Annotated in this window: 8 protein-coding genes and 2 pseudogenes; 6 read left to right on the plus strand and 4 right to left on the minus strand. The window is 52.4% G+C overall.

The genetic code is table 11. The features are described 5' to 3' along the window. From nuoM to O71_RS16925, 6 genes and pseudogenes are all read left to right on the plus strand, one after another. Positions 1-1,572, plus strand: a 1,572-nt coding sequence (gene nuoM / locus O71_RS16900) for an NADH-quinone oxidoreductase subunit M (RefSeq protein WP_007659247.1), incomplete at its 5' end; no start/stop codon positions are given. Positions 1,573-1,902: 330 nt separating this feature from the next. Further along, positions 1,903-3,032, plus strand: a pseudogene (locus O71_RS25870) (NADH-quinone oxidoreductase subunit N). Positions 3,033-3,505: 473 nt separating this feature from the next. Continuing rightward, the gene (locus tag O71_RS16910; RefSeq protein WP_007659253.1) at positions 3,506-4,456 is read left to right on the plus strand and encodes a GNAT family N-acetyltransferase; all 951 of its coding nucleotides are present in this window, start codon (positions 3,506-3,508) and stop codon (positions 4,454-4,456) included. 43 nt (positions 4,457-4,499) lie between these two features. Then, entirely contained in the window at positions 4,500-5,642 is a 1,143-nt protein-coding gene (locus tag O71_RS16915; protein WP_155800979.1) for an alpha/beta hydrolase-fold protein, read from the plus strand. Positions 5,643-5,920: 278 nt separating this feature from the next. Next, positions 5,921-6,841 (plus strand): lytic transglycosylase domain-containing protein, encoded by a 921-nt coding sequence (locus tag O71_RS16920; RefSeq protein WP_007659268.1) that lies wholly within the window; start codon positions 5,921-5,923, stop codon positions 6,839-6,841. Between the two features lie 158 nt (positions 6,842-6,999). Then, entirely contained in the window at positions 7,000-7,518 is a 519-nt protein-coding gene (locus O71_RS16925; RefSeq protein ID WP_007659269.1) for a GreA/GreB family elongation factor, read from the plus strand. A 76-nt stretch (positions 7,519-7,594) separates the two neighbouring features. On the opposite strand, the gene O71_RS16930 is transcribed toward O71_RS16925, so the two are convergent. The 4 genes and pseudogenes from O71_RS16930 to O71_RS16940 form a co-directional block, all read right to left on the minus strand. After that, positions 7,595-9,364, minus strand: a complete 1,770-nt coding sequence (locus O71_RS16930; protein WP_040574554.1) for an efflux RND transporter periplasmic adaptor subunit — start codon at positions 9,362-9,364, stop codon at positions 7,595-7,597. A 131-nt stretch (positions 9,365-9,495) separates the two neighbouring features. Beyond that, a complete protein-coding gene (locus O71_RS25875; protein WP_007659271.1) occupies positions 9,496-9,786 on the minus strand; it encodes a TolC family protein in 291 nt (96 codons plus the stop codon). Continuing rightward, positions 9,758-10,939 (minus strand): TolC family protein, encoded by a 1,182-nt coding sequence (locus O71_RS16935; protein WP_007659272.1) that lies wholly within the window; start codon positions 10,937-10,939, stop codon positions 9,758-9,760. The genes O71_RS25875 and O71_RS16935 overlap by 29 nt, the downstream gene beginning before the upstream one ends. Continuing rightward, positions 10,936-11,775: pseudogene (locus O71_RS16940) on the minus strand (efflux RND transporter permease subunit); the annotation flags it as partial. The pseudogene O71_RS16940 and the gene O71_RS16935, both read right to left, overlap by 4 nt.

The raw sequence follows: 11,775 nt of genomic DNA on the forward strand, positions 1-11,775 counted from the left end.
AAAGTTAACCGCAGCCTGCCCCGCTGGGTGGCGCTGGCTTCTGTGGGTGCCGTTTTCTTGATGACGCTATACCTGTGGCTGAGCAATCCTATACCTGTTCTGGGTTCGGCCTGGTTGGTACAATTCACCCAGCCTTGGATTCCGCAATGGGGAATCAGCTTTAGTCTGGCGCTCGACGGATTGAGTCTGCTCATGCTGCTGCTCACCTTTTTCATCGGCTTGCTGGCGGTGCTTATTTCGTGGCGGGAGATTCAGACCAAAGTCGCTTTTTTCCACTTCAATTTGCTCTGGGTGCTGGCAGGTATAACGGGCGTGTTCCTCACCATGGACCTCTTCCTGTTTTACTTTTTCTGGGAAGTAATGCTTATCCCGATGTATTTCCTCATCGGCATTTGGGGACATGAAAACCGCCGCTACGCTGCTTACAAATTCTTCATCTTCACGCAGGCTTCGGGCTTGCTCATGCTGCTGGCTATCCTTGGACTCTACTTCATCCACGGAAGCCAAACGGGAATCTATACCTTCAGTTATTTTGAGTTGCTCAACACCACGCTGGCACCCGAAGCGGCACGTTTGCTGATGTTCGGTTTTCTGGCGGCTTTCCTGGTGAAACTACCCGTGGTGCCGTTCCACTCTTGGTTGCCCGATGCACACTCCGAAGCCCCAACGGCGGGCAGTGTGATCCTGGCGGGACTGCTGCTCAAAACCGGAGCCTACGGACTGCTCCGTTTCGTGCTGCCGCTCTTCCCGACGGCTACCGTAGAGTTTGCGCCATGGGCCATGCTTCTGGGGGTAATCGGCATTATCTACGGCGCCATCCTGGCTTTCTCCCAAACCGACCTCAAGCGACTGGTGGCCTATACCAGTGTGAGCCACATGGGCTTCGTGATACTGGGCGTGTTTGCCTTTAACGAGTGGGCGCTGCAGGGCGTGGTCATGCAGATGATCACACACGGCCTCAGCACGGGCGCACTCTTCATCATCGCCGGCTTCCTCTACGAGCGACTCCATACCCGCGACATCCGGCAGATGGGTGGCTTCTGGTCCACGGCTCCCAAGATGGGTGTCATCGCGCTCATATTCGTCATGGCCTCCCTCGGCCTGCCCGGACTGGGCAACTTCATCGCCGAATTCCTGACACTCGTCGGCTCCTGGCAGGCCAACAACTGGCTGACCGTTTTCGCCACCATCGGCTTGGTGATGGCAACGATTTACTCACTTCGCATTATGCAGAAAATTTTCTTCCAGGAGTATAAACTCGTGCAACCGCTTCCCGATATGAACGCCCGCGAAATGCTCATCGCCATCCCGATGGTTGCTATGATCCTGTGGCTGGGCCTCTACCCACAACCCGTCCTTGACACCGCCCGACCCAGCATACAGGAACAACTGCAGGCTTATACGAAGCCTCCAATAGAGCAAAAAAAGCTCCCATCGACACTGGAAAACATGGCGCGTGTAGAAGAAAACACACTGGAGAAACTTTCGGAAAAACCTGAGGACGCGAAGCCAGCTTTAAATCTTCAAGTTTCCAAATCTCCAAGTCCACTCATCCCCAAATCTTCTAATTAAAAAGATATGACGCTGACTGATTTCCAACACCTCATGCCGCTGCTCATTCTCACCTTTGCGGTGCTGGTGTCCATGCTGGTGATTGCCGTGGGGCGCAACCACAAGATCATGTATGTCATCACGGCCGTCTCATTTCTAGCGGCTTTTGCTTCTCTCTTTGAGCTACGGAATGTCGGTCGCTATACCATTGAGCCGCTGCTGGTCATCGATGGATTTGGCGTGTTTTACATCGGCATGATTCTGCTCACGGCCCTGCTCATCAGCATGCTGTCCTATGCCTATTTTGAGCAACGGGAAGAGCGGAAAGAGGAGTATTATCTCCTGCTCCTGATGGCGACAATCGGGGCTTGTGTACTGGTCATCAGCAAGCATTTTGCCTCATTGTTCTTAGGTCTGGAAATCCTCAGCGTGTCGCTCTATGCCCTCATCGCCTACCTGCGTAAACGGGAACGTTCCGACGAGGCAGGTATAAAGTATCTTATTCTGGCGGCTTTCTCCTCTGCTTTCTTGCTCTTCGGGATGGCGCTGGTATACGCCAGCACCGGTACCATGGAGTTTGCAGGTATAGCCGCAGCCATTGCCAATTTCACCGAACTGCCGCTGTTGCTCCTGACTGGCTTCGGGATGATGATCGTAGGTATAGGATTCAAGCTGAGTGTGGTTCCTTTCCATATGTGGGCGCCGGATGTGTATGAAGGAGCGCCTGCCCCGGTGACGGCTTTTATCGCCACTGTTTCCAAAGGCGGGGTGCTGGGCGTGCTGATTCGCTTCTTCATGGAAGTTGACGGTTTCCGCTACCCGACACTCGTGCTGATTTTCACCATCGTAGCCATTGCCTCCATGCTGGCGGCAACCTGCTGGCCTTGCTGCAGCGCAACGTCAAACGCATACTCGCCTACTCTTCCATCGCACACCTGGGCTATCTGCTCGTGGCTTTTCTGGCGGGCAACCAAATGGGTGTGGAAGCGGTGACCTTTTACCTCGTGGCTTACTTCATCACGACGGTCGGAGCTTTTGGGGTAGTGGCCATGCTCTCTGATAAGGAGCGTGATGCGGAGCAACTCGAAGACTACCGTGCCCTACTCTGGCGCAGACCATGGACGGCGGCTGTCTTCACGGCCATGCTGCTTTCGCTGGCAGGTATACCGCTCACAGCGGGCTTTGTGGGCAAGTTCTATATTCTGGCTGCGGGGGTAAATACACAGCTCTGGTTGCTGGTGGTGATGCTGGCGCTCAACAGTGTGATCGGCTTATTTTACTACATCCGCATTGTGGCTGTTATGTTCCAACAGCCGGAAGCAGAGACAGAGGCTGATCCACGTGGCAAACTGCGTCCTTCTATCTATGTGGCCAGCGTAGGTACACTTACCGTGCTGGCCTTGCTGCTGGTGTACATTGGCGTGTATCCATCCGGGTTATTGCAGGTAATTCAGGGATTGATTGCAACAACAGCTCCATAAACAGCCAATGTGTTGTCCATTAGAAGCCTTTCACACAGAAGGGCTTTTTTGGTTTCAATATACCTTGCCACAGTAAAAATCAGGGTAAACTTAGGATCCAATAATGTATCCTTACTTCAGTAAAACCCTTGTGACTCTAATTAATAGCAGGAACCTGACACAAATAAACCTCTTACTTAACACTAAAAATAATCAAAATAAATATTTACTTATTCACAAAATATATCGTATCTAAAAAGAGTCTAAACGCCTGTTTGGTTTTATAAAAGGACACGAATCATGACTAAGGCTGTATTATCTGTGCTGCGGTTCTTTTCGTTCATTGATCTATCCGGTCAGGGGAATTTATATGCTACGCATCAGGGAAAATAGCCCCACAGGCCGCCATGCGCTTGCTGGCGAGTAAGTATGTGTACCATTTGCCACTTCATATGCATAACTGATAAGCGATAAAAGGCAGCTAAAATGATGATATGATTGCCAGGAAAAAAGCAAAATTCCGGATAGTGCCTTACGGGCCGGAACATGAACAGGCGCTACTGGAAATTGAACGTATGTCGCCGCAGGGCTTTATGGTCAAGCTGGAAGTCATGCGCGATCATTTTTTATCCCGGGCAGAGCTATTTGAGGACTATGCTGCTTTTGTCGCACTTGGCCCGGAAGAGAAGGTGCTGGCAGGTGGTATAGGCGCACAGACACCCATGTGCATCAACGGAAAGCTGCACCAGACAGGCTTCGGTTTCGATGTGCTGGTTGATCCCTCTGTCCGTAACATGGGTATTGGACGGGACCTGGCTACCTGCGTGCGAAAACGATACTTCGACCCGAAAGGATTGAAACGCCAGTTTACCACCCTTCGGGCCGGCAACCTGACCATGCTGCACCTGCTTTCCAAATCTTATCGCAACACTTTCCTGTACGAGTTTCTATACCTGACTTTCCCAACTGCCCGTACCCTGCGGGTTGAGAATGCCGCCATTGGTGATACCTTATTTAAAACATCTCTTTTCACTGAAGAGAGCAAGCTAAGTGACTACTACGAAGTAAATGAAAGCGGTATGGGTCTGTGGCACACGCATAAACTGTATCAACTCAAAGTAAAGTCAGTAAACCCGGTGTTGAGCGGCGGGCTTTGGCTGGGGAACCGTTTTATCCGAACAAATAAATATGTGCCGCTGGTGGGATCTCTGTTAAAGACGACTACAATTTACAATCTTACCCAGGACAACATAAATACTTTGCCAGAGGTGTCGCTTGAATTGTACCAGCGGGGCATCAACTACATGCAGATTTGCTGTCAGCCCAATGACGCTGTATACCATGCCCTGCAAAAAAGCGCCCTCAATGCCTTCAGTCACTATGTGGTGAGTAGTATGGAGCTGAAGGCAGATGAGCCTCTTTCGCTTGACGTCCGCTGCCTGTGACATTTCCTGTATCTTTGTAGGCAGATCACATGTTGCAAGCCCTATGAAAAGCCTTCTGTTGTCTTTGCTTTTAATGCTTAGCTTTTACCACACTGCCATAGGGCAGCAACAACCGGACAGCACCCGTATCACCTTCCGGGTGTACGCTCCTACCCTATCGGATTCGCAGCAGGTATACCTGAGTGGCAGCACGCCTGAACTCGGAAACTGGCAACCCAACCGCATCACTATGCGGCATACCGGGGCTCAGGTATGGGAAAAGACGGTATACCTGAAAGAGCAGTCAGTGCAGTACAAGTTCACCCTTGGCTCCTGGAACACCGAGGCTACCGACGAGCAAGGCAATCCGCTGCCAAATTTCAGTCTGGAATTAGAAGGTGACACCACCGTGCAACATCAGCTTAGCCATTGGCTGGAGAAAGCCAGCAAGCCAATTTCAGGAGGCATCACCGGCACGGTAGCGTATCACCGCAACTTAACAGCAGACAGCCTGCAGCCCCGTGACCTGATTGTGTGGTTACCGCCGGGCTACGGAGAAAGTAACAAACGCTATCCTGTCCTTTATATGCATGATGGGCAAAACGTATTCGATCCGGCTACGAGTTCCTTCGGCGTAGACTGGGGCATAGACGAAACGGCAGACAGCCTGATCCGCAACAGGCAAATGGAGCCTGTCATCATCGTAGGAATTTACAACACGACCGATCGCATGGAAGAGTATGTGCCGGGGCTGAAAGGCAGCGCCTACATGGATTTTGTAGTGAACAAGGTGAAGCCGCTTATTGATCAGACCTACCGCACCAAATCGGGCGCCAAACATACCCTGACAGGCGGTTCTTCAGCCGGTGGAATCATGGCGTTTATGCTGGCCTGGGAATATCCGCAGGTGTTCAGCAAGGCCATCTGTATGTCCCCCGCTTTCAAGATCATGCACATCGACTACGTGAAGGACGTGCAAGCCTATAAAGGCAAAAAGAAAAAGCTGAAGCTCTATATTGACAACGGCGGCATCGACCTGGAGGCCCGTCTGCAGCCAGGTATAGACGAAATGTTAGCAGCTCTGCAGGCTCAAGGCTACCGAGAAGGCAAAGACTATACCTGGGTTCTGGACAAGAAGGCACAGCACAACGAAGCGGCCTGGGCCAGGCGCATGCCGGCAGCCTTGACTTTTTTATTGGCAAAGTAAGGCGATGGCAAGGTTGATACTGCAAATAGATAAATATTGCAAAACTTATATATTACTTATTTTAAAATCAGGTTTTCTGAACACAGTTCTTCTACTCACTTTGTTACCTAACTGGCTTTAGAGGAAGATTTATCACCTAATAAGTCAGAATAAATGTCTCTTCCAATCTCAAAAATCGCAGGTATAGCCTGGCATCCTGTTGCATTTTTCCTTACCTTGAAACACAATTCATCTTCAGTTTTCAGGTTATAAATACAGGTACAAGAAAGGAGCACGCTATGGGACAGCAATTTTTAAAGTATGGTTGGATTTTGGTTGCACCGCTACTGATTTTACAGTTGAGCGGTGAGAACAGCCTCAAACTGAGCGCTACGCCAAACGAGCGCAACGACAGAGCCTTTGAGGCAAACAGACAAATTTTCACTTCACCTGCCCTGCCTGACGCCATCACGTTTGCAGGTGAACCCGTACCGCTGCATCTGCCGGATGTAGCGGAGCGTCTCGACCGTGAGCTGCTGGCTAACACCTACTTGCACACCAGCACGCTGCTGGCCTTGAAACGAATGCAGCGCTACCTGCCGGAGATCCGGCAGATCCTGAAGGAGAATGATATGCACGAAGATTTCATTTACCTGGCCCTGGCCGAGAGTCTTTTCGGGCAGGTAACCTCCCATGCCGGTGCCTCTGGCTTCTGGCAGCTCATGCCAGACACGGCCCGCGGCTATGGGATGGTTGTGAATGGGGAGGTGGACGAGCGCTTCCATGTGCAGAAATCGACTGTGGCGGCCTGTCGCTATCTCAAAACAGCCAAAAACAAGTTTGGCACCTGGACCGATGCTGCCGCCTCCTACAACCGTGGCATGGCTGGTCTGGACAAAGCCATGAAGCACCAGAAGGTGAACTCCTTCTATGATCTCTACCTGAATGACGAGACCTCCCGCTACATCTTCCGTATCCTGGCCCTGAAAGAAATTCTCGGCAATCCGCAGAAGTATGGATTTGACGTACCGGAAACACATGGTTACAATCCACTGCCTGCCAAAGCTGTGACCGTGGAGAACACCATACCTGACCTGATCGACTTTGCGCAAGAACAGGGTACGAATTACAAAACACTGCGCCTCTACAACCCCTGGATCAGAGGTTATAAACTAACCGTGCCAGCCGGCAAAGAGTATGTGCTCCAAATGCCTATGTAATTACTGTGACAAAAGAGCCTGTGGCAAAAGATAAGAGACTTTTATAGTTAATAGGATTAAGACAGACAATAAACAGGTATAGCAACTACTCTTACACCTGATCTAATAGAAAAGGGAGTGTCGGAAACATCCGGCACTCCCTTGCTGTATAACAGGGCATGAGCAGAGCATTTGTAAAAGAAGACGACGCAGGCGAAGCGCCCATCATTCCACCACGGGCTGCCCTGCCTGCAGGCGTTCCCAATTATGTTCGTCCGCAGGGACTGGAGAAACTTAGAACTGAACTGGAAGAGCTGGAATCGGAGCGCACTATTGTAGAAGCCAACCGCGAAAACGATGCGGACCGCACCCGTCAACTCACTATCCTCAACGGCAAACTCAGCGCCCTGAACGGACGAATTGCCAGCGCCAGAGTCATAGACCCGCTGGAGCAAACCCCGGACGAAGTGCGCTTCGGAGCCACTGTCAAGCTACGCACTCTTAGTGGTGGCAAACCCGGCACCATCCGGCAGTTCACCATCGTGGGTGTAGACGAAGCAGATGTTACGCAAGGGCTGATAGGGTTTGTAGCTCCTATTGCACAAGCGGTAACGGGTGCCAAAGTCGGTCAGAAGCTGCACCTGAAGTTGGGGCGTGTGGAAGAAGAAGTTGAAGTGGTGGAGATTAAATACAGCTGAGCTATGTGTATTTCTATAAAACAGGAAGGCAGGTATAGTGCACTATACCTGCCTTCCTGTTTGTGATAGGTTTGGTTTAATGCTGGTGCCCCTGCGGCATGGCAGCCGGTTGGTCAGCAGCTGCTCCCGTGCTCTGCCCTCTTCTGTACGTTTCTTCCGTTTCTCCGCATGTCAGCATCGCCTCTCCGAAATATGGGTTTCGGATATCCTTGATCTCGCTCAGCCAGAATGCGCCCTTATCGCCGAGTGCCATCGGACAGGACTGTATATAGGCCACATCATGCTGAATGCCGAACACTTTCACGGCTTCGATGACATGGTCGGAAAGCGGTGAGAAAGCAGCTCTTTGCTTTTCCAGATCGCGGCTTTTTTGGATCGCTTCGGCATTAGACTTCAATGTTGGCAGCAGCGCCATCCACTGATCGTGCATTTTACCATCGAGTTCACCCATATTCACTTGCCCCAAAGTCACGACAAAGGTACCTGCCGCCTGACGTGCTGCCGGCACATCGGATGCTACCAGGGCATTTTTCAGGGTATAATACTGGTCAATGAGCTGGGTGAGCTGTTGCTGGAAAGCTTCCGGTGCCTTAGGTCCGCCTGCTGGTGGTGGCGACATCATGCTGTAGTTACCTCGCAGCTGTGCAGCTCCATCCACGGCAAACACACCATTTGTTACCACTTCCTCACCTGGTTGCAAGCCAGATTCCACGACATACCGCTCGCCCATGCGTGGCCCCAGTGTCACCTCGCGCATCTCGAAAGCCGGCATCTCCTGCCCCGGTACTTTCACGTATACCACCGAGCGCTTACCTGTCCACAGCACGGCACTGCTCGGCACCGACAGTGACTGTTCTTTGGCACCGGTAGAGGTCTTGATGCGGGCATCCGCAAACATGCCCGGCTTCAACTGGTTGCCGGGATTCTGCACCTCCGCCCGCACCTCGATGGCACGGGTTGTCGGATCGAGTACAGGGGTGATAAAGGCTACCTTGGCTGTAAATTCTTTGCCAGGTATACCTGGTACCGTGAAGGTGATGTTGCCACCCTGCTTGATCCAGGACAGGTCAGCTTCGTAGGCGTCCAGCACCACCCACACCGAGGACAGGTTCGCTACTTCAAAAAGTGCAGACCCTGTTGTCACGTAGTCACCGGCACTTACCAATCGCTCTGTTACCACACCGGCGGCATCAGAATAAATATCGAAATTGGTGATGATGTCCGATGCGTTTTCAATACGCTTGATCTGTGCATCAGTCAACTTCCAGAGCTTGAGTTTGGACCGGGCGGCTTCGTAGAGTTCGGGCATCAGGTCCTTGGCTCGGGCAGCTTCCTGCAGCTCACGCTGGGCTGTGATCAGCTCCGGTGAATAAAGCGAAGCCAGCCGCTCTCCACGGCGCACTTCCTGCCCGGTAAAGTTCACGTAGAGCCGCTCAATGCGTCCCGGAAACTTAGCTGTGATCGAAGACACCTGCTGTTCGTTCAAGGCCACTCTGCCCGAAAGCACGAGTTCGTTCTCCGGATCAACCATTTCCAGCCTGGTAGTTTGGATGTTAGAAAGAGCGATGGCCTCTGGTGTCATCTCAAGTACATAGCGGCTGGTTTTGTTACTGCTTCCGCCATTGCTCACCGGAATCAAATCCATGCCACAAAGCGGGCATTTCCCCGGTCCCTCCTGCCTGATCTGTGGGTGCATGGAGCAGGTATACTCCGTGGCACCCGCTACCTCTCCGGCGTGTTCGTGTGCCTGTTCTGAACCCCGGCCGCCAAACAGCAGCCAGCCCAGCAGCAGTCCGCCCAAGGCCACGAGTAAGTAGGTTCCGATTCTTTTATTTCTTGATGTCATGTTTCTTTATGCTTATGACTGTTGTTCTTCTGATTTTCAGTGCTTTTGTAGACTGGTGCACGATTGTCATCTCCCTGCCCCCTTCAAAGGGGACACTATTGCCCGTCTACTCTATCTATACCTACCCAATTCTAATTATCCCCCTGCATCATGCGGTTGATGGCTGACACGGCAATGTTCTGGTCTGTGACAGCCTGCAGTTGCTGTTGCCTTAAACTGAGCAAAGACTGACGCTGGCGGATGATCTCTTCTATACCTGTGCCCGTAACGGAGTAGTTTGTGGTGAGCAGCCGGATGGTCTGTTCTGTGAGCGTTACCTGATCTTTGAGCAGGTTAATCCGGCTGACTGCACTCTGGTACTGGTATAGCAGATTCTCCAGTTCCGTGAACAGTTCACGCTCCGTAGCTTCCTTCTGGAACACAGCCGCCTGTTGGGAGAACTCTGCTTCCTTTTGGGCCGCATTGTATTTTTTTACGGTAGATCGGCAGCGTCAGGGTCACCATCGGCATCACCATGTTCTCGCCGCCCATATTCATCTGGGTCATATCATCCATGCGCGGTTTGAAGATCATGTAGTTTAGCCCCACCCCAATCATTGGTCGGCCCATCAGTTGCGCCATCCGCAGTTGGGATTCCCGGGCCTTCTCGTCCCACTCGTACATTTTGAGCATCGGGTGATTGCTGCGGATCGAGTCTTCGATCAGCGACAAGGTAGCCGGCAACGCAGCAGGCAGGAGCGTGTCGGCAGAAATGACCGTCATACTTGGACGGCGGCGCAACAGCTGGTTAAAAGCTACCTGCAGCGGCCTGCGTGCTTCATGATGAATCAGGACCTGGTTTTCCAGTTCTTTCACTTGCAACCGGATCAGCATGACATCGACCATAGAAGACCCTCCTGTACTGCCCATACCGGACATACTACTGCCGCCAGCCGCCATGTTGCCCCCACTGGCCGAGCCCGCAGCTGCACCGCCGGAGCTCTCCATACCCGCCATACCGGAGCCACCGCTCCCCACAGCACTAGAAGAGCCAGTCGAGCCGCCCGTTGTACCCCGGGCTGGCGTGGCGGCTCCAGAAGTGCCGCCTGCCGGAGCCGATTTATACCTGGCCAGGGCCAGTCTTTCGAGTGTCTTCATGATCTCCAACTCCTTCTCCATCAGGATCGATTCCTGATCATTCAGGTATAGCTGGTACCAGATGGTGCGCACCTCGTGGTACAGGTTGATTTTCGCTTCAATGAAGGATGCAAATTTCATCTGCGCCATGTAGTCCGCCTCGTCGCGGGCCGCCTTTTGTGAACCAAACCAGGGGAACATCTGCATCACTGAGATATCGCCTACCTGATTGCCCATGAAGCGCTCCATCGGCCGCAGAAAAAAGTTAAAGGAAGCCTCCGGGTCTGGCAGCGCCCCCACCTGCGGGGCACGCTGCAGCGCCGCCTGGTACTCGGCGTAGCGCGCCTTCAGCGTCGGGCTGTTCTCGCCTGCCTCCACCAGATATTCTTCCAGCGTTTGCGCTTGTGCCAAGGGCATTGCCACCAGCACTAGCATGATTAAAGCCAGTATCTTTTTCATACGGTTTCTTTTTTGATTTTGGATTCTTCGCGCCAGCTATATAACACCGGCACAATCAGCAGCGTGATCAGGGCCACGAACATTCCCCCGAAAGAAGGAATCGCCATCGGGATCATGATATCGGAGCCTCGCCCCGAAGACGTGAGCACAGGCAACAGCGCCAGCAAAGTCGTGGCGGTGGTCATCAGACAAGGACGCACGCGGCGTATACCTGCCTCCATTACTGCTTCGCGTACTTCGACTCTGGTTTGCGGTGTGTTGCGTTCAAAACTTTGTTTCAGATAAGTCCCCATTACCACACCATCGTCCGTCGCGATGCCAAACAGGGCGATAAAGCCAACCCACACGGCCACACTCAGGTTAAAGGTGCGCATCTGGAACAACTCCCGCATATTGGTCTCGCCAAAGGAGAAGTTCATGAACCAGCCCTGGCTGTAAAGCCACAGCATCATAAAGCCGCCGGCAAAAGCCATGGCAATCGATGTAAAAATAAATAGCGACGTGCTCGCCGACCGGAACTGGAAATACAGGATCAGGAAGATGATCAGTAAGCTGAGTGGCACAATAAAGGATAGCCTTTCTTCGGCTCGAATCTGATTTTCGTAGTTGCCAGAGAACTTATAACTCACCCCAGCCGGCACTACCAGTTCGCCACTTGCGATCTTCTCCTGCAGGTAGCGCTGTGCATCTTCCACAACGGTCACTTCGGCAAAGCCCTCGCGTTTGTCCAGCAGCACGTAGCCAGTCAGGAAAGAGTCTTCGCCGCGGATCATCATCGGGCCGGACGGAACTCCACTTTGGCAATGGCTGCCAACGGAATTTGTCCACCTTGTGGA

This window comes from Pontibacter sp. BAB1700 (assembly GCF_000277005.1).
Taxonomy (GTDB): domain Bacteria; phylum Bacteroidota; class Bacteroidia; order Cytophagales; family Hymenobacteraceae; genus Pontibacter; species Pontibacter lucknowensis.